General features: G+C 54.4%; 19 protein-coding genes. 16 read left to right on the top strand and 3 right to left on the bottom strand.

Going from position 1 to position 22,758, the window contains the following annotated elements:
- Window positions 1-604 precede the first annotated feature (604 nt).
- The 3 genes from ACJJIF_RS08400 (at window position 605) to ACJJIF_RS08390 (ending at window position 7,703) form a co-directional block, all read left to right on the top strand.
- Entirely contained in the window at window positions 605-2,740 is a 2,136-nt protein-coding gene (locus ACJJIF_RS08400) for a type I secretion system permease/ATPase (RefSeq protein WP_444931769.1), read from the top strand.
- The gene (locus tag ACJJIF_RS08395; protein WP_444931768.1) at window positions 2,737-4,143 is read left to right on the top strand and encodes an HlyD family type I secretion periplasmic adaptor subunit; all 1,407 of its coding nucleotides are present in this window, start codon (window positions 2,737-2,739) and stop codon (window positions 4,141-4,143) included. Before ACJJIF_RS08400 ends, ACJJIF_RS08395 begins: the two co-directional genes overlap by 4 nt.
- Before the next feature lie 956 nt (window positions 4,144-5,099).
- A complete protein-coding gene (locus ACJJIF_RS08390) occupies window positions 5,100-7,703 on the top strand; it encodes a calcium-binding protein (RefSeq protein ID WP_444931767.1) in 2,604 nt (867 codons plus the stop codon).
- Between the two features lie 53 nt (window positions 7,704-7,756).
- On the opposite strand, the gene ygfZ is transcribed toward ACJJIF_RS08390, so the two are convergent.
- A complete protein-coding gene (gene ygfZ / locus ACJJIF_RS08385; RefSeq protein WP_444931766.1) occupies window positions 7,757-8,797 on the bottom strand; it encodes a CAF17-like 4Fe-4S cluster assembly/insertion protein YgfZ in 1,041 nt (346 codons plus the stop codon).
- A gap of 111 nt (window positions 8,798-8,908) precedes the next feature.
- Between ygfZ and ACJJIF_RS08380 the strand changes: the two genes are divergently transcribed.
- Window positions 8,909-9,154, top strand: coding sequence for an FAD assembly factor SdhE (locus tag ACJJIF_RS08380; protein WP_444931765.1), 246 nt, complete (start codon window positions 8,909-8,911; stop codon window positions 9,152-9,154).
- Complete coding sequence (locus ACJJIF_RS08375) at window positions 9,129-9,581, top strand: protein YgfX (RefSeq protein WP_444931764.1); 453 nt, start codon at window positions 9,129-9,131, stop codon at window positions 9,579-9,581. Before ACJJIF_RS08380 ends, ACJJIF_RS08375 begins: the two co-directional genes overlap by 26 nt.
- 43 nt (window positions 9,582-9,624) lie before the next feature.
- Here ACJJIF_RS08375 and nadB read toward each other — a convergent pair whose 3' ends face one another.
- Window positions 9,625-11,232, bottom strand: coding sequence for an L-aspartate oxidase (gene nadB, locus ACJJIF_RS08370; protein ID WP_444932330.1), 1,608 nt, complete (start codon window positions 11,230-11,232; stop codon window positions 9,625-9,627).
- 178 nt (window positions 11,233-11,410) lie between these two features.
- On the opposite strand from nadB, the gene rpoE reads away from it, so the two are divergent.
- From rpoE to ycjG, 5 genes are all read left to right on the top strand, one after another.
- The gene (gene rpoE, locus ACJJIF_RS08365; protein WP_282931954.1) at window positions 11,411-12,025 is read left to right on the top strand and encodes an RNA polymerase sigma factor RpoE; all 615 of its coding nucleotides are present in this window, start codon (window positions 11,411-11,413) and stop codon (window positions 12,023-12,025) included.
- A gap of 118 nt (window positions 12,026-12,143) precedes the next feature.
- Complete coding sequence (locus ACJJIF_RS08360; RefSeq protein ID WP_444931763.1) at window positions 12,144-12,848, top strand: sigma-E factor negative regulatory protein; 705 nt, start codon at window positions 12,144-12,146, stop codon at window positions 12,846-12,848.
- 1 nt (window position 12,849) lies between these two features.
- A complete protein-coding gene (locus tag ACJJIF_RS08355) occupies window positions 12,850-14,049 on the top strand; it encodes a MucB/RseB family sigma factor regulatory protein (protein ID WP_444931762.1) in 1,200 nt (399 codons plus the stop codon).
- 12 nt (window positions 14,050-14,061) lie between these two features.
- Window positions 14,062-14,508, top strand: a complete 447-nt coding sequence (locus ACJJIF_RS08350; protein ID WP_444931761.1) for a SoxR reducing system RseC family protein — start codon at window positions 14,062-14,064, stop codon at window positions 14,506-14,508.
- A gap of 81 nt (window positions 14,509-14,589) precedes the next feature.
- Entirely contained in the window at window positions 14,590-15,537 is a 948-nt protein-coding gene (gene ycjG, locus ACJJIF_RS08345; RefSeq protein WP_444931760.1) for an L-Ala-D/L-Glu epimerase, read from the top strand.
- Here ycjG and mpaA read toward each other — a convergent pair.
- Window positions 15,525-16,229 carry a murein tripeptide amidase MpaA gene (gene mpaA / locus ACJJIF_RS08340; protein ID WP_444931759.1) on the bottom strand — a complete coding sequence of 235 codons (705 nt, stop codon included), beginning with the start codon at window positions 16,227-16,229 and terminating at the stop codon, window positions 15,525-15,527. The genes ycjG and mpaA overlap by 13 nt on opposite strands.
- 172 nt (window positions 16,230-16,401) lie before the next feature.
- On the opposite strand from mpaA, the gene ACJJIF_RS08335 reads away from it, so the two are divergent.
- The 6 genes from ACJJIF_RS08335 (at window position 16,402) to era (ending at window position 22,742) form a co-directional block, all read left to right on the top strand.
- Window positions 16,402-17,796: a Do family serine endopeptidase gene (locus tag ACJJIF_RS08335; protein WP_444931758.1), complete on the top strand. Its 1,395-nt coding sequence runs from the start codon at window positions 16,402-16,404 to the stop codon at window positions 17,794-17,796.
- A 134-nt stretch (window positions 17,797-17,930) separates the two neighbouring features.
- On the top strand, window positions 17,931-19,736 hold the full coding sequence (gene lepA, locus ACJJIF_RS08330) for a translation elongation factor 4 (RefSeq protein ID WP_444931757.1): 1,806 nt from the start codon (window positions 17,931-17,933) through the stop codon (window positions 19,734-19,736).
- 49 nt (window positions 19,737-19,785) lie between these two features.
- On the top strand, window positions 19,786-20,553 hold the full coding sequence (lepB, locus tag ACJJIF_RS08325; RefSeq protein ID WP_444931756.1) for a signal peptidase I: 768 nt from the start codon (window positions 19,786-19,788) through the stop codon (window positions 20,551-20,553).
- A 53-nt stretch (window positions 20,554-20,606) separates the two neighbouring features.
- A complete protein-coding gene (locus ACJJIF_RS08320) occupies window positions 20,607-21,047 on the top strand; it encodes a DUF4845 domain-containing protein (protein ID WP_444931755.1) in 441 nt (146 codons plus the stop codon).
- A complete protein-coding gene (gene rnc, locus ACJJIF_RS08315) occupies window positions 21,040-21,720 on the top strand; it encodes a ribonuclease III (protein WP_444931754.1) in 681 nt (226 codons plus the stop codon). The genes ACJJIF_RS08320 and rnc overlap by 8 nt, the downstream gene beginning before the upstream one ends.
- Before the next feature lie 122 nt (window positions 21,721-21,842).
- Window positions 21,843-22,742 (top strand): GTPase Era, encoded by a 900-nt coding sequence (era, locus tag ACJJIF_RS08310; protein WP_444931753.1) that lies wholly within the window; start codon window positions 21,843-21,845, stop codon window positions 22,740-22,742.
- Window positions 22,743-22,758 lie beyond the last annotated feature (16 nt).

Raw genomic sequence — 22,758 nt, 5'->3', positions numbered from 1 at the left:
TAACAACTACGTGTTGGCAATGCCTTTTTTACTTGGGCCGGAAGGTCGCTGTTAAGAGGTAGTGCAAGAAGTGATCGATGTGTCATGGAGGATACTAACTAAATTGATTGACTGTATTTATATACAGTTATTTGTGGTTTGGCAAGGGTGGTGCTGTGGTGGGTTATGGGTATAAGAGGGGTTGCCTTAAGGTGTACCTTCTACCTCAATCTGTTTAAGGTTTTTCACTACTATTTTCGTGGGGTAATCTTGGCTAGTTGGAGGGTGGATGGATATTTAACTCTATAAATTAGCCTTATTTTGTTTTCTAAGTTGAGAAATTCTAATATTTTTGATTTTCAATGGCTAAAATTTTTACTGTAAAAATTTTAGCCGCAACGCTCATTTTTCCTTCAGTCCTGTAGGTGGTCCAATAAATTTGGGTAGGGTTTTGTGGGGGTTAGATTGAGCCTCAGATCACAAAGTTACTGTATATTTGTACAGTTGGTACGCTTTGCTATCTTTTTTGCCTGCTTACCTATTTACTGGGGCTGCATTTTCTCCTACTCTCACTTTTCCCATTTGTTGGGAGGGCGAAGCAGGAATGTTGTATTAGGGAGTAAATATGGAAGTTATAATCGACAGGGAAAGTTGCCTCTCTAGTCTTTCTGTTATTGCAAGGTTTCATCAGCTTGCGATCAACCCTGAAAAACTCCAGCGAGAGTTTTCACTGGAAAAACTGTCCGCTCACGAAGTTGTAAAGGCTGCTGCCTTTCTCGGCCTTAAGGCCAAAGAGCATCATTGCTCGCGTGAAAAATTAGAAAGTCTGCCATTACCTGCAATGCTGCTGGATGCTACTGGAACCTGCACGATTCTGGCGGGTGTTCGGGATGGTAAGGCGCTGTTGCAAAAAGCTGGGCAAAAAAGTCCGGTCGTACTGCCGGTGGATGAGCTTCCTGCTGGTGAATCTGGGCTGTTGCCAGTTTTTTTATTCCGCAAGAAAGGGATTTTGTCATCTGTAGAGCGAAAGTTTGATATCTCGTGGTTTATACCATCAATTCTTAAATATAAGAAATTGTTGGGTCAGGTGTTGATCGCCTCCTTCTTTATTCAGTTGTTTGCGCTGATAACCCCGTTATTTTTTCAGGTTGTTGTAGACAAGGTGCTTGTTCACCAGGGGTTGACCACTCTCGATGTGCTAGCGCTTGGTTTTTTGGTGGTCTGCGTATTTGATGTGATTTTGAATGGGTTGAGAACCTACCTATTTAGCCATACCTCTAACCGAATAGATGTGGTATTAGGTTCTCGCCTTTTTAGCCACCTACTGCGCCTGCCAATTGCTTACTTTCAGAACCGTCGAGTGGGGGATACCGTAGCCCGGGTGAGGGAACTGGACTCCATACGCCAGTTTATCACTGGATCGGCCTTGACGCTTTGTGTCGATCTATTTTTTACGCTGGTCTTCTTTGCCGTAATGTTTCTCTATAGTCCGACGCTGACGTGGATAGTGTTGGGTTCTCTGCCGCTATATATATTGTTATCAATCGTTATTACTCCAATTTTGAGGAGTCGATTGCATGAAAAATTTAAGCTGGGTGCAGAGAATCAATCTTTCCTTGTTGAGGCATGCAACGGGGTAGAAACCTTAAAAAGTATGGCGGTTGAGCCGCAAATGCAGCGGCGCTGGGAAGAGCAGTTGGCCGGCTATGTCAATGCTTCATTTAGGGCTTTGAATCTGGGGAATATTGCCAGTCAATGCGCCAGCTTAATTAATAAGTTAGTCACGGTAGCCGTTTTGTGGGTGGGTGCTCACCTAGTGATTTCCGGTGAGCTGAGCGTGGGCATGTTGATTGCTTTCAATATGATTGCAGGGCGGGTTAGCCAGCCCATTTTGAAATTAGTGCAATTGTGGCAGGACTTCCAGCAGGCGGGTATCTCCATTAAGCGCCTGGGGGACATTCTCAACACTCCAGCAGAGGCGGGGCATGATCCCAATCGAACCACTCTGCCGGCAATTCGAGGGGAGATCCGCTTTGAGCATGTGAAGTTCCGCTATAGTCCCGAGCGTCCACTGGTTATTGATGGTATCCAGTTATCCATAAGGCCCGGGGAGGTTGTAGGTATTGTTGGTAAATCCGGTTCAGGGAAAAGTACTTTAACCAAATTGGTTCAGCGCCTCTATGTGCCTGAAGCGGGTCGCGTTCTTGTGGATGGTGTTGATCTGGCGTTGGTGGACCCGGCATGGTTGAGGCAAAAAGTGGGGGTGGTATTGCAGGAGAGCTTTCTGCTCAATCGCACGGTTCGGGACAATATTGCCCTGGCAGACCCCGGCGCCCCCATGGAAAAAGTGGTGGCTGCCGCAAAGCAGGCGGGTGCTTACGATTTTATTCTTGAGTTGCCGGAAGGGTTCGATACGGTGGTAGGAGAGCAGGGCAGTTCCCTGTCCGGTGGTCAAAAGCAGAGAATCGCCATAGCACGGGCGCTGATGGCGGACCCGAGAATACTGATTTTTGATGAGGCCACCAGCGCTTTGGACTATGAATCAGAGGCTATAGTGCAGGCGAATATGCGCCAGATTTGCCGGGGTCGCACCGTGCTGATTATCGCTCACCGCCTATCCGCAGTAAGGGATGCAAATCGTATTGTTGTTATGGAGAAAGGAAGGATTGTAGAGCAGGGCAGCCCCAAGCAGTTAATGCAGAAAAAAGGGCATTTCGCCCGCCTTAATGCTATGCAGTCTAATTTGCGGGAGGTGGTATGAAGCGTTTTCTATCCCTGTTGAATTTTAATCGCTGGATAAGCAAGCGTGATTCGGTGCTGGAGTTTGTACCGGCTGCACTGGAGGTGGAGCGATCGCCACCAAATCCATTGGGGCTGTGGCTTATTAACACCATTTGCCTATTTTTTACGATAGCCATTGTTTGGGCCATTTTTGGCAAGATTGATATCGTTGCAGTGGCGGAGGGCAGTCTAATTCCCGATGGAAAGGTGAAGACGGTTCAAGCAAAAGAGTTGTCGGTAGTCCGCGAGATTCATGTGGAGGAGGGGAGTCAGGTAGAAGCTGGAGATCCGCTAATCACACTGGATGCGACTAATGCAGCTGCGGACCAGGATAGGTTGGAGAGTGAATTAACGGTCTCCCGCGCGCGGCTGGTAAGGGAGCGGGTGTTCAGTGCACTTCTACCGGAGTTGCGCGAGGGGCGAGCGGGCACAATAGATGAGGCCTTGATTGCATTGGGAGCGCAGTTGGCAGTAGCCGGTGTAGAGGGGCAGTCTCGCTTTCAGCGAACGCTATTGCGGGGATACCTCTCCGATTACCTTGTCGAGGTGAAGTTAATCGATCAGAAGATCGCTTCGAAGCAGCAAGAGCTCAGCATGTCCCGCGCTTTGGTAAGAAAGGCTGAAAAGAAGCTGCCCATTTTAACTGAGCGTACGGACTCTCTGAAAAAATTGCTGGATCGGCAAATGGTAGCCCGGGATCGATACCTGGAGTTGGAGCAGCAGCGTATCGATGCAGAGGAGGAGTTGCTACTTGAGAGGGAAAGGATTGGTCAATATCAATCCCAGTTGGAAGAGCTCAACTTGCAAGCCTCTGTTTTGCTCAGTAATGCTCTTTACAAAAGTTACTCTCAGCAGGAGGAGTTGGAGCGCAATATCGCCGCACAAAATAAGGAGCTGGAAAAGGCCAGGCTACGCAGTGAGCAGCAAGTAATTCGTGCGCCCATAGCTGGAACCGTACAGGAGCTTGCGATCCATACAGAAGATGCGGTCCTGGAATCCGCGCAACCCCTGATGCAGATAGTACCTGCGGGTAGCAACTTGCAGGTTCAGGCATGGATATTAAATAAAGATATTGGTTTTGTGGAAGAGGGGCACCCGGTAACGGTGAAAGTGTCTACCTATAACTTTACCAAGTATGGCACTGTGTCTGGAGTTGTTACTAACCTTTCAAAAGATGCGGTCATGGATGAGGAGCAGGGTTATCGCTATCTTTGTGATATTGAATTGGATGCCCAGGAATTAAAACAGTCTAATCAGGCGACTCTTTTATTGCGTGCGGGTATGCATGTTGTGGCTGAGGTGAAAACGGGTAAAAGAAATATTTATGAATATTTTACTAAGCCTGTGCGGGAGTCTCTATCTAGCAGTTTTTCGGAGCGCTGAGGTAAATATAGTTCGGTCAGATTTTTGAGTTAGGGGGGTATTATCCCCTGGAATAAGGATGGTTGAATAAAGGGGGGTGTATTTGAGTTGCGGCGTGAATTTGGCGGGGCTTTCCGGGATATCTATTATAATCTTGTCAGCGACTTAAGTGTGTCCGGCAATTGAGATCGCAGCTATAGCGTGCTTGTAGGTCGGAATATCTATAAATATATCTTCTGGATTTGCAGGAGGTGTGTGCTCATAATTTAATTTTTTGTTTCATTTGTTGTTCCGTTTTTCCAGTTTGGCTTGAATCGGATGTATAGATGAAAGCAGTCTATACGGATTCTTTCTGTGTGCCCTTGTGCCCTTGTGCCCTTGTGCCCTTGTGCCCTTGTGCCCTTGTGCCCTTGTGCCCTTGTGCCCTTGTGCCCTTGTGCCCTTGTGCCCTTGTGCCCTTGTGCCCCTGTGCCCTGTTACTTGGGGTTCTGGTAGATGGATTTATTGGGTCTTTAAACTTTATCGCCTTGCTTTGCTGGAAGAATTTTACTTGACTTTATTCGTTTGGGTGTTTGCAAGTGATTGGGCGTATTAAGGTCGTTATATGAGTTTTGTGTGTGTTTTAAGGTGAGAGTGTAGCCATATAGTGCGGCATATCTTTCTTGATGTTATATCCCGTTTTCTTGTTTGGAGTCTGATTGGTCTGTTATCTGCAAGAGATATTATGGATAAGGATTGGATTTTTTGTGAGTGTAAAGAGGAGTAATTAAAGGCGAAAATTTAAAAGTTAACTAGTCAGAGAGTAAGGTAATTCAAAGGAATAATAGTTAGGTGTTTGATGTCAGCGTGTTATATCTAAACGTTGGGTGGGCCTTTCTTATTCCTTTTCGGGAATCTCTTTCTATTTATGTTTCGATAGCATGAGTAGGGAGTTTGCATTTCCCAAGATGGTTTTAATTATTAAGGAATGATAAAAAATGATCGAAAATTCTTTTGCAAAGTCAGAACTTGAAGTAGAAGTTCACTCTACATTAGAAACAGATTCTGTGTCCGATCAAGGTAAGGATAGTTTGAATACGGTTATCCGTGATGACAGCGGCTCTACGCTTAGCGATGTTGATGATCAATCCAGTCAGTTAGCATTAACAGAGGCAGAAACAGCAGAAACCATTTCTGGATCGGAGGCTGATGACACTCTTAGCGGTGAGCAGGGGGATGATATTTTAGTGGGAAATGGAGGTAATGATACGCTGATTGGCCGGGAGGGCGCGGATACCCTTATTGGCGGTGAGGGAGATGATCGCTATGTTTACTACCCCGGCGATGGCCAAGACATTATCGATAACACCGGCGGCGGTGAAGAGTGGCTCTTCTTTAATGGTGGAATTGGGCGGGATCGCTTGAGCTTCCAGCGTGATGGCGATGATCTAGTGATTTTGGTTGATGAAGATTCCGAGCAGTCTGTTCGCGTAGTGAACCACTTCCTGGGCGGTGATTATGCAATTGATTATATCCAGCCCAATGGAGATGATCCCTCGAATCAGGAGTTCGCGCTCACCGAGAGTGAAATTAACCAGATTGTCGCTGCGGCTAGTAGCGACTTTGATGCGGTTATCGAAGGTACGTCAAGTGACGAGCAGCTGGCTGGTACATCAGGCAATGATCAAGTTAGTGGTCTAGAGGGCAATGACACCTTATTTGGTATGTCAGGCGACGATGAGATGCTCGGCGGAGAAGGTAACGATTTCCTCATAGGGGGAAATGGTATGAATAGTAACTCTGGCGATGACACGCTCTACGGCGAAGAGGGCAATGACATCCTATCCGGTGAGGATGGTAATGATCTGCTTGTTGGTGGTGTTGGAGATGACCAGTACTACTACGGCGCCAATGGTGGTGTGGATACTATCGATAACACGGGCGGTGGTACTGACTGGATCATACTCAACGATGGTATTTCCAGAGATCAGCTCAGCTTCCACCAGGAGGGTGACGATTTAGTTATCCTGGTTGACTCTGATTTGAATCAGCAAATTCGCGTGCTGAATCATTTTCAGGGGGGAGACCAAGCCATTAGTTACGTACAGCCAAATGATGGTGGCTACGCGATTGCGGCAACGGCGATTCCCGCTCTGCTGGAATCACTGCCCGGTACCGATAATGGGGGCGAGGAAGGCTCGGAAGGGGACTTTGATACGGTTGTAGAAGGTACAAATGCCGGTGAACAATTGGTGGGGACAGCGGGCAATGACCAGCTAAAAGGCCTTGCCGGCGATGATGTCTTGTTTGGTATGTCCGGTGATGATGAGCTGCTGGGCGGTGCGGATAATGATTATCTGAGCGGCGGAAATGGTAGCAATAGCGGCTCTGGCAATGACACCCTGTACGGTGAGGATGGTGATGACATCTTGTCTGGAGAGGATGGCGATGACTTGCTGATCGGTGGTCTGGGTAACGACCAATACTATTACGGTGCTAATGGTGGAGTGGATACCATCGACAATACCGGTGGCGGTACCGACTGGATTCTGCTCACGGATGGTATTACCAGGGAGCAGCTCAGTTTTCACCAGGATGGCAATGACCTGATTATTCTGGTCGACTCTGACTTGGAACAGCAGGTTCGGGTTCTGGGGCATTTTGAAGGCGGTGATAAAGCGATTAGCTATGTGCAGCCAGATGATGGCGATTACGCTATCGCGGCAGCGACAATTTCCAATTTGCTCGAGTCTCTGCCGGGTACAGATAACGGTGAGGAAACCGGTGAGGGTGAAGAGCCTGAAGAGGACTTCGACAGTGTCGTTGAGGGGACAAGCAGTGGTGAACAGCTGGCCGGGACCTCTGGCAACGACCAGATAAAAGGCCTCGAAGGTGATGATACTCTGTTCGGTATGTCCGGTGATGATGAACTGCTCGGTGGCGCTGACAACGACTTCCTAATTGGAGGAAATGGCACCAACAGTGACTCCGGTAATGATGCACTTTACGGCGGAGACGGCAATGACATTCTATCCGGTGAGGACGGTAATGATTTGCTGGTCGGAGGCCTTGGCGATGATCACTACTATTACGGTGCAAATGGCGGTATCGATACCATTGATAATACTGGCGGCGGTACGGATTGGATTTTGCTCACCGATGGTATTGGCAGAGACCAGCTCAGCTTCCATCAGGATGGTGATGATCTCGTTATTCTTGTCGATGCGGATCTAAATCAGCAGCTGCGGGTTCAAGGGCACTTCTTGGGTGGAGATAATGCCATCAGTTATGTTCAGCCCAACGATGGTGGTTATGCAATACCCGCTGCAAATATTCCCGCCCTTCTTGAGGCGCTGCCAGCCTCGGATGCTGCCGCTAGCAGTGATTTGATGGCGAGTGCTTTGACTCAGGCGGCTGAGGAAGAGGACGTTGATAGCAGTTCCTATACCACTTCTGACGCAGCGCTACAGGTGGATATGGCAGATAGCCTGGTAAGTGCGATGGCGGCTTTCGGTGGGGAGCCTATGGGTGAATCCCAGTGCTTAAACAGCCCGCAGGAGGATATTGAGCCTGTGCTCGCTTGTAGTTTTCAGGTAGCTTAATCTATTGATAGGCGGCCCTAGTGGCCGCCTTTTTATCAAAAATATTTTTTGGGTTAAGCCAGGGGGTCGGCATCGGCATCGTAGGGCAGTTCTTCGATCTCCAGGGTGCGGCCATCCTTTAGACGCAAGGTTTCACCGGCGGCCACCTTTGCAATAGTGAGTACGGCGAGCAGCTGGATGCCCTCCTCGCTGCGGCAGGCCTCCACTAAGTTGCCGATACTCTGCGCCCCATCTGCATAAATTTCCATACCCGGCTGGGGGAGGTCTCCCGCAGCACAGCTGGCCCGATAGAGGCGGCGCTTGGCGGCACCGCGAAATTGCATGCGGGCAATCACTTCCTGGCCGGTGTAGCAGCCTTTCTTAAAGCTGACGCCGCCGAGCAGGTGGAGGTTGGTCATCTGCGGAATAAACATTTCTGTTGTAGCGGCGTCCACCTGGGGAATGCCGGCTTCGATTTGCCGCACTTGCCAGTGGTCATAGCCGGTAGCCTCACACTGGGGGGAGAGTGTTTGCCACAGTTGCTGCGCCTTGCTGGACGGTATCAAAATGGCCAGTTGCAGCTCGTTTACAGACTGGAGCATGCCGCGCTCACCGTCGAAATCAAACGGTATTACCCCGCCGACAGAGGGGGGCTCAACGCCCAGTAGTGTGGCTGCGCGCTCTGCGACATTGCGCCCCTGTAGGCCGAGCCAGTGGGTTTCATCGCTAATATCGCGCAGTTCTGTTTTGAAGAATACCGCGTACTTGGCCAGCGCCTGTTGGGCGATAGGGGCCAGGTTTCTCGGCAACCGGAAGACGAACTCGCCCTGTGAAAGTTTCAGTGCGCTGAAGGCACTGATCATGCGGCCCTTGGGGTTACAGTGGGCACCCAGGGTGCTGTGTCCATCCGGCAGGTTGATAAGGTCGCAGGTGAGCTGCCCCTGCAAAAATTTTTGGCTGTCGGGGCCGCTAATCGATATAGCTCCGCTGGGGCCCAGGTCCAGCAGGTGTAGACTCTGTGGGTCTTCGCGACTGGTGAGAGGGAAGTGCGCTCTACCGCCCTCCCAAATGGCGCCTTCATTGCCGAGAAAATCCTGCCACTGTTGCTGATCCATAATCCTGCCACCTGCAATTGTATTCGGGGCAATATTTGGGGTTCTTTGCGCCCTTTTCAAGTTTGGTGGGGCAGGGGGTATACTGCACTTTTAATCTGGTTGGAAAGAAGTATGGATCGCAACCGCCTGTTTTGGGCCAGCCGCCGTGGCATGTTGGAATTGGATCTGGTGTTGCTGCCGTTTCTGGATAATGTTTATGAGACCTTGGCGCCGGAGGATCAGCAGCGCTATATCCGCCTGCTGGACGAGCAGGATCAGGACCTGTTCGCCTGGTTTTTGCGCCGTGAAGATCCGGCTGATCCGGATTTGCAGCGCATAGTGCAGATTATTCGTGACAACACCGGACTCCAGGAATAGCCCAGCGCTATTGCTCTATGAGCGCAGCGCCCGCTTAAATTGCGCCGTTGCGCCCTCCTCTCTCTTGTTCCTGCTCCTTTTATTGATCGCCGCTCTGGCGGTCCTGCTCATTTGGCTGTGCAACCTGCCACCGCCGTTATCTGTGCTGGCCAGTTTGCTCGTTATGATTTACGCCTGGATAGAGTTGCGTCGGCTGAAAGCGGTGCGGGGGCATTTGTCGACCCGTGAGCGGAGGTGGTTTTGGCGCGCCGGTGGCCTTGAGAACCGCGAATTCCATTTTGCTGGTGAGTTGGTGCTGTGGTCCTGGTTGGTGGTGATTAACGCTCGGGACAGGGCGGGGCGCCGACTGCGTTTGGTGCTGGCCAGGGATATGTTGGCGCCGCAGGATTGGCGCAGGCTCCAGGTAGCGCTGCGCTATTCCCGCTAGCACTGCGGGGCCGCCGCAGTAGGCCGGCCCCACAATCCGCCGGTTAAATAAACTGGCGCTGGCCGGCAAAATTCTCTGGTACCAGAATGGTGTCCATCGCCAGTTCGCGCAGTTTCGGGTAGTCCAGGGAGTAGTGCAGCCCCCGGCTTTCGCGGCGGTCCAGGGCGGAGCGGATAATCAGCTCCGATACCAGGGAGAGGTTGCGCAGTTCGACCAGGTCATTACTGATACGGTAATTGGCGTAGAACTCGAGAATCTCTTTCTGCAACAATTTTACCCGGTGCTGGGCGCGCAAGAGCCGCTTGCGGGTGCGCACAATACCTACGTAGTCCCACATAAAGCGGCGCAGCTCGTCCCAGTTATGGGAGATCACCACATCCTCATCGGAATCGGTGACCCGCGACGCGTCCCAGGCTGGAGACGGGCGGGGCGCCTGTACTTCATTCAGGTGTTCATCGATATGCAGTGCCGCCGAGCGCGCGTAGACCAGGCATTCCAGCAGGGAGTTGCTGGCGAGGCGGTTGGCGCCGTGCAGGCCGGTAAAGGTGGTTTCGCCGATCGCGTAGAGCTGGTCCAGATCCGTGCGCCCGTGGCGGTCGACCATAATGCCGCCACAGGTGTAGTGGGCGGCGGGCACCACTGGAATGGGCTCACGGGTAATATCAATACCGTAGCGGAGGCAGTTGCTGTAGACCGTGGGAAAGTGGTCGCGCACAAACTGCGGGTCTTTGTGGGAAATGTCCAGGTAGAGACAGTCCGCACCCAGCCGCTTCATCTCGTGGTCGATAGCGCGGGCGACGATATCCCGCGGTGCCAACTCCCCCCGCTTGTCGAAGCGATCCATAAAGCGGCTGCCGTCGGGAAGCTTGAGCAGGGCGCCTTCACCGCGCAGTGCCTCGGTCACCAGCAGGGCTTTGGCCTTGGGGTGGTAGAGGCAGGTGGGGTGAAACTGGTTGAACTCCATATTGGCCACCCGGCAACCGGCGCGCCAGGCCATGGCGATGCCATCGCCGCTGGCGCCGTCGGGGTTGCTGGTATAGAGGTAGGCCTTGCTGGCACCGCCGGTGGCCAGGACGACGGCCTTGGCCTGGAGCAGTTCAACCTCATCGGTATTTTTGTTGAGTATATAAGCGCCGGCACAGCGGAAGCGGCCCTTGTCCGGGTCCGGCTGGCGGATCAGGTCGATGGCGACATGGTGTTCGAAGCAGTCGATATTGGGGCTGTTCAACACCTTGCTGATCAGGGTGCTGTGCACTGCGCGGCCGGTGGCGTCGGCGCTGTGAATAATGCGCCGGTGGCTGTGTCCACCCTCTTTGGTGAGGTGGTAGCCCTGTTCCTCGCGGGTGAAGTCTACTCCCTGGTCGATCAGCCAGCGGATTGCGGCGGTGCTCTCTTCTACGGTGAAGCGCACTGAAGCGGGGTGGCAGAGTCCTGCACCCGCGTCTAATGTGTCTGCAATATGCGACTCAACCGAATCCATCTCATCCAGCACTGCGGCGATGCCTCCCTGGGCGAACCAGGTGGAGCCATCTTGCAGTCTCTGCTTGGAGAGCAGGGCCACGCGGTACTGGGAGGCTAGGTGCAGAGCCAGTGTAAGGCCTGCGGCACCGCTTCCAATCACGAGAACGTCGTAGTTTGCCTGGGCATTCATAGATTTCAATTATGTTTAAGGGTCGCGTAGTATAGCGCTTCCTGATTATTCGTCGATTTGACGTGGAACTTATGTCCTATTGTCATTGTCATCAACACAGTAAAAGAAACGCCTGCGCCGGTAGCCCCGCAGTTAAAATTTGTGGCACCCGCAGTGTGGCTGGATATGGGAGTTGTGGATGACAGCGCATCAGGCGTCAACGAGTGACCGCGAGCTGGTCGAGCGGGTACAAAAAGGGGACAAGCGCGCGTTTGACCTTCTTGTACTCAAGTACCAGCACAAAATTGTTGCTGTAGTGAGTCGGTTCATCAAGGACCACAGTGAAGTACAGGATGTAACCCAAGAGGCCTTTATCAAGGCCTATCGCGCTCTGGCCAACTTTCGTGGCGAGAGTGCTTTTTATACTTGGATGTATCGGATTGCGATCAATACCGCTAAGAACCACCTGGTTTCCCGCAGTCGTCGGCCGCCATCTTCCGATGTCGAACTGGAAGATGCCGAGTTTTACTCGGGTGCCGACCTGCTGCGCGATAACGAGACACCTGAGAGCCAGATGTTTCGCGACCAGCTGGAGGCGGCGGTGCACCGCGCTATCCGCGCACTGCCTGAGGATCTGCGCTCAGCGGTAACGCTGAGGGAGCTTGAGGGACTGAGCTACGAGGAAATCGCCGAGGTTATGGGATGCCCGGTGGGTACCGTGCGCTCTAGAATATTTCGCGCACGGGAGGCGATAGACCGGACGGTCCAGGCCGTGATGGCCGGCGAGCCGGAAACACTGGGTGACAGGGGGTAAATTTGCGGAAAATTTTCCCGGTCGGGGAAACCAACCGCTCAGACTCCGGTCATAACAGTTAACCAAATATGGTGCTTGTGGGCACCGAATAAATGATTGCACAAGAGGGTTAACCCCTATGTCCCACGGGAATCATCAGGAACGTCTTAACGAGTCGCTCTCGGCGCTCATGGATGGCGAAGTCAGCGAACTGGAGCTGCAACGGCTTCTGAAGGCCAGCGCGGCCTCTGAAGAGTTGGGTGAGCGCTGGTCGCGCTACCAGCTCGCGGCCAGCGTGATGCGCCGCGAACAGGTCGCACCGGTTGACGTCGGCCTTGCAGCGAGTATTTCTGCCGCCATCGACGAGGAAGAGCCCCTGTCCCAAGGCGGCAATGGGGGATCTGCGGTTGCTGGCAGTTTGATCAACAATCGCTGGTGGCGCCCGCTGTCCCGTGGTGCTGTTGCCGCGACGGTGGCTTTTGCCGCTATTTTGGGTGTGCAGCAAATGACAGAGTCTCCGCAGAATACCATGCCGGGGACCAGTCAGCCGGTGGCATCGGTAGAGCGTGAGGTTCAGCCGGTGGTTCAGTCGGCGCCACAGCCCTCCGGCTTCTATGTGCCCGCTCCCTCCACGCGCTCTGTGAGCACAGCGGCGCCCCGCTTTGTGCCGGAGCAGCGCACCGGTGTTGTGGGCCAGGCCGTTATTCAGCAGGCGGTCACTCCCGAGTTGATACGCCACCTGAATCGCGTAATGATTCAGCATTCAGAACAAGCCGCTCATGTGGGCACTCAGGGTATGGTGCCCTTTGCTCGCGCCACTTACGGCGAACAAGTTGGTATGTAGTGTGACGAAAGTCGAAACCAGGGGACGTCGAATCCTCAGTAGGGCTCTCTGGGCCAACGGTTTGCTGTTGGCCTCCTCACTGTCGGTATCTATCGCATCTGCTCAGGTCGGCGCCGGGGTTGAGCCCGCTGCCCCCACCACGATTAATCTCGATATGGCGACGCCCCCCGCGACCGCGCCGGCTGTGGCAGCGATGGCTGTGACGGGCGAGGGCGCAGTTGAGCTGGACAGCTCCGCTGCAGCTCCCGAGGGGGGGCTGGGCACCGTATCGGTGCAGGAGGCGGTAACTCCTGGTGCCACCAATCTCAATACCGCAGCACAGAGTGGCCTGGTCAGTTCGGGTGCAGCGGATAGCAATGAGATTGAGCACTGGCTGGCCAAGTTGGCAAAAGCGGTAACCGAGCTCGAATATAGCGGTTTGGTCACCTTCGAACACGCGGGCCTCCTGGAGACTTTGCAGGTCGTTCACGGGGTTCGAGAGGGTGAACAGGTAGAGCGTGTGCGCTACCTGAGCGGCGAGCCGAGAGAGTTGATCAGCCACGGCAGTGCCGGAAACTGCGATATCAGTACCTCGCCGAGAAATCGCGCCACCGCGTGGAGTTCGGTGGGGCAGCAGCAGGTGCAGCGGGCCTACCAGTTTATCCTGCGGGGTGAGGAGCGCATTGCGGATCGCGAAGCCGTGGTCATCGAAGCGCGCCCTCGGGATCGCTATCGCCTGGGCCTGGTCGTGAGCCTCGATAGGCAGACCGGGTTGCCGCTGAAGACAATGTTGGTAAGCACCAAGGGCCGAGTGCTGGAGCGCTATCAGTTTGTGCAACTGGATCTCTCCCCGGTTGAGGATGCCGCTTTGCAAGCGGTCTCCAGCAATGCCCGTCGCATCGACAATCGAAATGATTGCACCGCTTCACAGAGCCGCTGGCAGGTGGGTTGGCTGCCCGAAGGTTTTCGGGTGGTCTCGGTCAAGCCGTTGTCCGATGGCGATATGATGGTGTTTAGCGATGGCCTGGGGGTGTTCTCCGTATTTGTACAGCGCCTCGGTTCGGAACTTGAGGACGTCAAAGGGCGGGCTATGCGTGGAGCCACAGTGTTTTATGTGGACCGGCTCGAACTGGAGGGTGTTGCTTACACGGTTACTGTGGTGGGTGAAATCCCCGATGCTACTGCCCGCCGTGTCGCCAGCTCGATTAGCGCAAAGAGCTAAGTGAGCGTATAGGTGCTGCAAGAGCGTGGCCGGGTAGTGGCGATAGAATCTGACGCGATCTGGGTGGAGGCCACCCAGAGCAGCGCCTGTAGTGGCTGCTCTACCAAGTCCAGCTGTGGAACCGGGCTGCTGGGCGATTTGTTTTCCTCCTCGACCCGGGTCAGGGTCGCCCTAAACGGCTTTCCCGCCGATAAAATTCACCTCAATGATACTGCCGTTATCGGTATCACCGAGAATGCCCTGACCAGCAGTGCTCTGCTGGTTTACCTCCTTCCTCTGATGTCATTGGTGCTGGCTGCGCTGATTGGGGATTTGCTGTTTGCAGAGCCCGGCGCGGTAGTGGGGGCATTGCTCGGCCTGGTCGCCGGCGCTTTGGGTGTTCGCTGGTACAGCGGATACCAGTCCGGCAACCCCACCTATACCCCGGTGCTGCTACAGATTGAGCCCTCGCAGAAATAGCGAGGGTATTGATCGCGACGGCGATATTTTCCCTTCCTGACCTAAACTGAAAATTCCTTTTTCTGCCTGGAGAGGCTCCCGATGCGGGCTCGCTGTTTCGATGAGCGCTGGCCTTTGCGTACTGCTTTTGTTATTTCCCGTGGCGCTCGCACCGAAGCCCAGGTTGTGGTGGTGGAGATTAGCGGTAGCGGTGTTACCGGAGTTGGTGAGTGCACACCTTACGCCCGCTATGGGGAGAGTGTGACCTCTGTTCTAGATCAATTACAGCCTGTGCTTAAAGATGTGGCCAGTGGGCTGACGCGAGCGCAATTGCAGCGGCATATGCCTGCCGGGGCTGCGCGAAATGCACTGGACTGTGCGCTGGTAGATTGGGAGGCCAAGCGTTCCGGGCGCCAACACCCTGCGCCCGACGCTCTCCCTACCGTACAAACTCTGGTTGTGGCCAGCCCCAGGGCAATGGCGGACGCCGCGCGGGTCGCTGCTGAAGCTGGGGTTGCTGTGCTCAAGTTAAAGCTCGATGACCGGCATGTGCAGGAGAGGGTGTCGGCAGTTCGAGCGGCGGCACCCGAAGCCAGGTTAGTGATTGATGCCAACGAGGCCTGGCGGGCTGAGACGCTGGTGCAGCGATGTCGCGATTTGAGCGAGCTGGGGGTGGCAATGTTGGAGCAGCCTCTGCCGGCGGGCGAGGATGAGTTTCTGGAGACCTTTGAGCACCCGCTGACCATTTGTGCTGATGAGAGCTGTCATACCCGGGATGATCTGCCGAAGCTGGTTAAGCGCTATGACATGATCAATATCAAACTGGATAAGACCGGTGGAATTACCGAGGCGCAGGCGTTGGCGGATGCAGCGGCGGGGCTCGGTTTACAGGTTATGTTGGGGTGTATGCTGTGCACTTCGCGAGCGATTCGCGCTGCCTGGCCCCTGGGGCGTCGGGCGAGCTTCCTGGACCTCGATGGCCCCACCTGGCTGGCCAGAGATGTGGAACCGCCGCTGCGCTTTGAGGCGGGTAGGGTTTACTGGGCGTAAGTGAGTAGCTCGATTAGGGCCTGTAGGTAGTCTTCGCTGGCGGCGTCAGCGGAGATGGGGGGAAACTCAAGGGTAATACAGGGCAGTGCTTGCTCGGCACACCAGGTGCCAAAGGAGCCCGGAGTTTGGTAGCCCACGTCTCCCACCAGCGGCAGTTTGAAGTTGCTGGCAAGCTGCATCCCCAGTGGGCTATTGCTGGGGTCTTCGACACAGGCCAGGGGTTCGTGAATGGAGACGGTCCAGGTGGGCACCAGTTTGGCAATCAGCTGGCAGAGTGCCGAGGTCTCGGGTTCAGAGGCAGCGCTATCCCCGGTACTCAGACGAACGTCGCGTTTTTCGGCGGCACTATTCCAGCGGTAGACACTGCCCTCGCTATCCCAGTTTGCCGTTGCGAAATTGCGGTTGAGATCTACGCCGCGCGCGTTGGCCCTGGTGCCCAGCTGGCAGCCGTCCGGATTGATCGCGAGGATGACGTGGTGACTCAGTGCGTGGCTGGTAAGCGCCCGCAGCGCACAGGACAGTGCGACGACTGCGGCCACTTCATCCCCGTGCGTGCCGGCCATTATAAGGCCGTGGTGACTGCCAGTTTGCGCGGGGAAATAGAGCAGAGGGGCGCCCAAAACACTTTTACCGTAGCGCTCTGTGGACTGGTGAAACTGGCCGCGCTCGGAGCGCGGGCACATTTCGGGCATCATTAGCTCTTTACACAGTTTTACAGTCTGTTGTAGAACTTTGGTGACTGGATCGCCACTAAGTCGTTACTGAGAGTCCTCGAAAGGGCTGGACATGCCAAGGCTCGCCCTTGAAGGGACTCGCAAATCCAATGGTTTCATATTAGAAGGGATCACTAGGGGTAACAAACCTATGGTTAAAAGTTGTACACAATATCTACTGGTTATCTGTCTATTGATTTCCGGGGTTGCCAGTGCTCGCGGACTGCCTGAACTCACGGAGTTGATCGAAGATAACTCCCCGGCGGTTGTCAAAATCAATACGGTTGATCGCAATCGTGTTAGTCGCAGTAGTCAGCCGCAGCTTCAGCAGGAAATTCCCGATATCTTCCGTCACCTGTTCGAGCCGCGCCAGCGTCAGCAGCGCCCGGTAGCGAGTATGGGGTCCGGCTTTATCATCTCTGAAGACGGTTATATCGTAACCAACAATCACGTGGTTGATGGTGCTGATCAGGTCACCGTGACGCTGACCGACCGCCGCGAATACGAGGCGCAGATTATCGGCAGGGATGTGCGCTCCGATCTGGCTCTATTGAAGATTGATGCGGATGATCTGTCGGCGGTGCGCTGGGGAGATTCCGAGGATCTCCAGGTGGGGGAGTGGGTTGTCGCTATTGGCTCTCCTTTCGGTCTGGACTACTCCGCCAGCGCCGGGATCGTCAGCGCCATGGGGCGCAGTATCCCCAATGAGAGTCAAGAAAATTACGTTCCCTTTATCCAGACGGATGTGGCGATCAACCCCGGTAATTCCGGCGGCCCGCTGTTTAATCTGGATGGTGAAGTAGTGGGGATTAACTCCCAGATCTATACCCGCAGCGGCGGTTCTATCGGCCTGTCCTTTGCTATTCCCGCAAGCCTCGCCCAGGACGTGGTGGCCCAGCTGAAGGAGAAGGGGCGCGTGGATCGGGGCTGGCTCGGTGTGGGTATCAGCAATGTCAGTCGCGATATGGCGGAGGCGATGGGGCTCGATAAGCCCGCCGGTGCTCTGATCGAACAGGTGAGCCCCGGGTCGCCCGCAGCCCGCGCGGGAATTATTCCCGGCGACATTATCATGCGTTTCCACGGCCAGGAAATTGGTGTGCGCGGCGACCTGCCACACGTAGTTGGTCAGATTCGCCCCGGTACAAAGGCTCAGGTGGAACTGATGCGCAAAGGGAAGTCTGAGCGGGTCAATGTCATTGTTGGCGCCCTGCCGGGCTCCGCTGATGAGGGCGTTCAAACGGCGGCCTACCGCAGCTCTGCGGTAGGGGGGCGCTTGGGAGTGGTGGTTGAGGAGATCCCCGATGTCCTGAAGCAGCGCTGGAATGTGGAAACTGGCGTGCTGGTGAAGCAGGTGATTCCCGGCAAGCCCGGCGCTAAAGCGGGTCTGCGCAGCGGCGACATCATCGCTCAGCTCGGCTTTGAAGAGGTGGATGACCTCGGTGACTACAAAACCGTTGTGAAAGATCTGCCGGAAGACGAGCTGTTGCCGATTCGTTTTTTCCGTGCCGGACAGTCCACTTTCCGTACAATTAAGATCGAAAGCTGATGGCTTTCGGGTGATTGGTGGCCCATTGGGCCACCTAGCTCTCACCTCTGTCCATGAGTTCTGTTAGACTTGCGCCACACAGTTGGCACAGCAGCCAGCTAATCATTTGATTTTGCAAGGGTTTTTATTCCGCAGTGGCCACAGATCTCTCTCATATCCGCAATTTCTCCATTATTGCCCATATCGACCACGGCAAATCTACCCTGGCTGACCGCTTTATCCAGGACTGTGGTGGCCTTTCCGATCGGGAGATGGCCGAACAGGTTCTGGACAGCATGGAGCTCGAGCGCGAGCGTGGGATTACCATTAAGGCGCAGAGTGTGACGCTCGACTACACGGCGCGCGATGGCAAGACCTATCAGCTGAACTTTATTGATACCCCGGGGCACGTGGACTTCTCCTATGAAGTATCCCGCTCTCTAGCGGCCTGTGAGGGCGCGCTGCTGGTGGTTGATGCCGCCCAGGGTGTTGAAGCCCAGTCAGTTGCCAATTGCTATACGGCCATTGAGCAGGGCCTGGAAGTGATTCCAGTTCTGAACAAGATGGATTTGCCCCAGGCGGACCCGGAGAAAGTTGCAGAAGAGATCGAAGATATTATCGGTATCGATGCTACCGAGGCGACCCGTTGTAGTGCCAAGTCCGGCCTTGGGGTTGAAGATGTGCTGGAAGATCTGGTGCGTATGGTACCGCCGCCGGAAGGCGATGTGGATGCCCCCCTACAGGCGCTGATTATCGACTCCTGGTTCGACAGCTATCTGGGCGTTGTGTCTCTGGTGCGTGTCGTTCAGGGTACCCTGAAAACCAAAGAAAAGATCGTTACCAAGTCTATCGGTCGCGCCCACGTTGTCGACAGCGTCGGTATCTTCACGCCCAAGCGCCATGAAACCGGTGTGCTTCGCGCCGGTGAAGTGGGCTTTGTGGTAGCGGGTATCAAGGATATTCACGGTGCCCCGGTGGGTGATACTCTGACCCATGCCAAGGGTGCCGATGACATCGATATGCTGCCGGGCTTCCAGAAAGTTAAGCCCCAGGTCTATGCCGGCTTATTCCCGGTCAGCTCAGATGATTATGAGGCCTTTAGGGATGCGCTGGAGAAGCTCTCGCTGAACGATGCCTCCCTGTTCTATGAGCCGGAAACATCCGATGCCCTGGGCTTTGGTTTCCGCTGCGGCTTCCTCGGCATGCTGCATATGGAAATTATCCAGGAGCGCCTGGAGCGGGAATACGATCTGGACCTGATCACCACCGCGCCCACCGTGGTCTACGAAGTTGAGCAGTCAGACGGTGAGACTGTGATGGTGGACAACCCATCGCGCCTGCCCGATGTGGGTTCTATCGAAGAAATGAGAGAGCCGATTGCCGAGGTGAATATTCTTGTTCCGCAGGAGTACCTGGGCAATGTCATCACTCTGTGTGTGGAAAAACGCGGTATCCAAAAGGATATGCAGTACGTGGGTTCACAGGTTTCCCTGCGCTACGAACTGCCGATGAGCGAAGTCGTTATGGACTTCTTCGACCGCCTTAAGTCTGTAAGTCGCGGTTTCGCTTCGCTGGACTACAGCTTTGTCCGCTTTGAAGCGGCTAAGTTGGTGCGCCTGGACATCCTGATTAATGGCGACCGCGTAGATGCTCTGGCCCTGATTGTTCACCGCGATAATGCGCAGCAGAAGGGCCGCGCTATGGCGGAAAAAATGAAAGAGCTGATCCCCCGACAGATGTTTGATGTGGCGATTCAGGCGGCCATTGGCGGCCAGGTGGTTTCTAGAACCACGGTGAAGGCGCTGCGCAAAAATGTGACGGCCAAGTGTTACGGTGGTGATGTTACCCGTAAGAAAAAGCTGCTGGAGAAGCAGAAAGCGGGTAAGCGCAGAATGAAGCAATTGGGCCGTGTTGAGGTGCCACAGGAGGCATTCCTGGCGGTACTGAAGGTGGATCAGTAGAGCGCAGGCTCTGCGCCAGGATAAAAATAAGGGATAGTAGAGAAACGTAATGGATATCAATTTACCTCTGATTCTGCTCTGCTTGGTGACGATTAGCGGAGGAATCTGGCTGGTCGACAGCCTGTTTTTCGCCCGTCACCGCAAGAAAAAAGTTGGCGATCAGCAGGAGGACCCGGTCGTTGTCGAGTACGCGAAGTCTTTCTTCCCAATTCTCGCGTTTGTGTTTGTTCTGCGCTCTTTTCTGTTTGAGCCTTTTCAGATCCCGTCGGGCTCCATGATTCCAACGCTGGAAATTGGGGATTTTATCCTGGTTAACAAGTACGCCTACGGTGTGCGTTTGCCGGTATCCCGCACCAAGGTGATGGACGTGGGTGAGCCCAAGCGCGGCGATGTGATGGTGTTCTTCCCCCCGCACAACAACAATACCTACTATATCAAACGGGTGATTGGCTTGCCGGGCGACAAGATAGAGCTGAAAAATAATGTGCTCTATGTCAACGGTAAACTGGCTCGCCAGGAGTTGATTCGCGCTATTCCGCCGAGCAACCCGCAAACGGAGGTTATGTGGGAGGACCTCGATGGTTATCGCCACGAGATGCAAAAAAGTGTTCACCTCAGACGCTACAGCAACTTCAGTGGTGTTGTTCCAGAGGGGCACTATTTCATGATGGGCGATAATCGCGATAACAGCCTCGATAGCCGGGAGTGGGGTTTTGTTCCCGAGAAAGACATCGTTGGCAAAGCTTTCGCCATTTGGATGCACTGGGACAAACTACTCAGTTTACCCAGCTTTAAGCGTGTAGGCTCAATCCAATAATGAAACCAGCCGGGCACTAGCCCGGTTATTTATAAAGGATGGAGGGCATATTTATGGGTGACAGACTCAACTTTTCTCTGCAACGGCAAAGAGGCATGAGCTACTGGGGGTGGCTGCTGGTCATCGCGGTGCTGGGGTTTGCTTTGACCTGTGTATCCAAAATGGCACCGGCCTATGTAGATGCGCGCTACGTCAATGAGGGGCTAAAAACCCTCGGTAAGCGTCCCGACCTGGAAGGTATGACGGCCGGCCAAATCAAGAAAGAGCTGAGCCGCTTTTTCCTCGTTAACAATGTTCGCGGAGAGCCGACCAAATCGGTACAGGTCATTCGCGGCACAAAGGGGTCTGTGGTGAGCATCGATTACGAGTTGCGCCAGCCCTTGATATACAACGTTGACGTTGTAATGAAGTTTAATAAGCAGCTCGATACGGCGAAGCCAGAACTTTGCTGTGATCCGCTGATTGATCTGGAGCAATTCCGCAAACGTGACTGATCTTTTACTGGAACGCCTCTGCAAGCGCCTCGGCCATGATTTTGCTCAGGCCGAGCTGCTTGAACTGGCTCTTACCCACCGCTCCCATGGCAGTCGTAACAATGAACGGCTGGAGTTTCTCGGCGATTCTATTCTCGGTTTCACCATCGGTGCGGCACTTTACGAGCAGTTCCCCCATGGGCGCGAGGGGCAGTTGAGCCGCTTGAGGGCTCAACTAGTGAGCGGTGAAACACTGGCGAAGCTCGCCCGGGAGCTGGATATTGGCGATTGCCTGCGCCTCGGCGAGGGCGAAATGAAAAGTGGCGGCTTTCGCCGGGCGTCAATTCTCGCCGATGCCGTAGAGGCGCTGATTGGTGCTATCTACTTGGATGCCGGCTTGGAAGCGGCGCGTGCCCGGGTGCTTGAGTGGTTTGCGCCGCGCTTGCAGGGACTGTCACTGGAGACTGTGAAGGACCCGAAAACCCGCCTACAGGAGTGGCTGCAAGCACGCAAAAAGCCGCTGCCGGAATATAAGGTCGTAGATGTCTCTGGCGCAGAGCACGCCCAGCACTTTGTGGTGGAATGTCGTGTCAGTGGCCTCGCGCAGCCGGTAAAGGGTGAGGCCAGCAGTCGTCGCAATGCTGAAAAGACTGCGGCGGTTGAGGCCTACAAGCTGCTTACCGGGCAGGACTAACCTTACAATACAAGCGCTGCGTCGGATTTATATCCCGTATCGCACTGACAGCCTCCGGCATCGCCGGGGGCGCTTCTGGCTCCGGGTCTCCCGGAGACCTCCAACTCTTTCGGAGAAATTTCTTGAGCGAACAACCTTCTCGCTGTGGCTACGTCGCGATTGTCGGCCGCCCCAATGTGGGAAAATCCACACTGTTGAACCACCTGCTGGGGCAGAAGCTCGCGATCACCTCGCGCAAGCCGCAGACGACCCGCCACAATATGCTCGGTATTAAAACCGAAGGTCCAAACCAGATTATTTTTGTCGACACCCCGGGCCTGCATTCAGACCAGGAAAAAGCGATCAACCGCTATATGAACCGGGCGGCGGCCAGTGCTGCGCGGGATGTGGATGCGGTGGTGTTTGTGGTGGAGCGCACTCGCTGGAGCGAGGCGGATCAGTTGGTGGCCGATAAGCTGCGCGGCATTAAATGCCCGCTGATTATTGCCGTGAACAAGGTGGATCAGCTCGAAGATAAAGCGGACCTGTTGCCCCAGTTACAGGCCCTGGCCGAGCAGCACCCAAAAGCAGAGATCGTTCCGATTTCGGCCCTGCGCAATGTAAATCTGGATGCGCTGGAAGAGGTTATTTTGAAGCACTTGCCCGAAGGGCAGCACTTCTTCCCGGAAGACCAGGTGACTGACCGCAGCTCGCGCTTTCTCGCCGCAGAAATTGTGCGCGAAAAGATTATGCGCCAATTGGGTGCCGAGGTGCCCTATCAGGTCACCGTAGAAGTGGAGGAGTTTACCCAGGAGGGGAAGGTCCTGCATATCAGCGCTGCCATTTTGGTTGAGCGGTCCGGTCAAAAGCGCATCCTGATCGGAAATAAAGGCGAGCGGATTAAGCAGATCGGCAGCCAGGCGCGAGAGGATATGGAGCGCATGTTTGACAACAAGGTAATGCTCAATTTGTGGGTCAAGGTGAAGTCTGGCTGGTCCGATGATGAGCGGGCTTTGCGCAGTCTGGGCTACAGAGACGAGTAATCATCGGGGCCGTTTT

Source organism: Microbulbifer regidiadema (SeqCode), from assembly GCF_052467605.1.
The sequence above is the reverse complement of the archived record's forward strand: the minus strand, read 5'-3'. Positions and strand labels throughout refer to the sequence as shown.

Bases quoted from the DNA above. Each gene is read 5' to 3' on its own strand.
- ygfZ (WP_444931766.1), bottom strand. From the start codon at position 8,797: ATGGATCAGCAACAGTGGCAGGATTTTCTCGGCAATGAAGGCGCCATT.
- nadB (WP_444932330.1), bottom strand. From the start codon at position 11,232: ATGAATGCCCAGGCAAACTACGACGTTCTCGTGATTGGAAGCGGTGCC.
- ACJJIF_RS08395 (WP_444931768.1), top strand. From the start codon at position 2,737: ATGAAGCGTTTTCTATCCCTGTTGAATTTTAATCGCTGGATAAGCAAG.
- ycjG (WP_444931760.1), top strand. From the start codon at position 14,590: ATGCGGGCTCGCTGTTTCGATGAGCGCTGGCCTTTGCGTACTGCTTTT.
- ACJJIF_RS08335 (WP_444931758.1), top strand. From the start codon at position 16,402: ATGGTTAAAAGTTGTACACAATATCTACTGGTTATCTGTCTATTGATT.
- ACJJIF_RS08380 (WP_444931765.1), top strand. From the start codon at position 8,909: ATGGATCGCAACCGCCTGTTTTGGGCCAGCCGCCGTGGCATGTTGGAA.
- ACJJIF_RS08360 (WP_444931763.1), top strand. From the start codon at position 12,144: ATGTCCCACGGGAATCATCAGGAACGTCTTAACGAGTCGCTCTCGGCG.
- lepB (WP_444931756.1), top strand. From the start codon at position 19,786: ATGGATATCAATTTACCTCTGATTCTGCTCTGCTTGGTGACGATTAGC.
- rpoE (WP_282931954.1), top strand. From the start codon at position 11,411: ATGACAGCGCATCAGGCGTCAACGAGTGACCGCGAGCTGGTCGAGCGG.
- ACJJIF_RS08320 (WP_444931755.1), top strand. From the start codon at position 20,607: ATGGGTGACAGACTCAACTTTTCTCTGCAACGGCAAAGAGGCATGAGC.
- ACJJIF_RS08390 (WP_444931767.1), top strand. From the start codon at position 5,100: ATGATCGAAAATTCTTTTGCAAAGTCAGAACTTGAAGTAGAAGTTCAC.
- mpaA (WP_444931759.1), bottom strand. From the start codon at position 16,229: ATGCCCGAAATGTGCCCGCGCTCCGAGCGCGGCCAGTTTCACCAGTCC.
- ACJJIF_RS08400 (WP_444931769.1), top strand. From the start codon at position 605: ATGGAAGTTATAATCGACAGGGAAAGTTGCCTCTCTAGTCTTTCTGTT.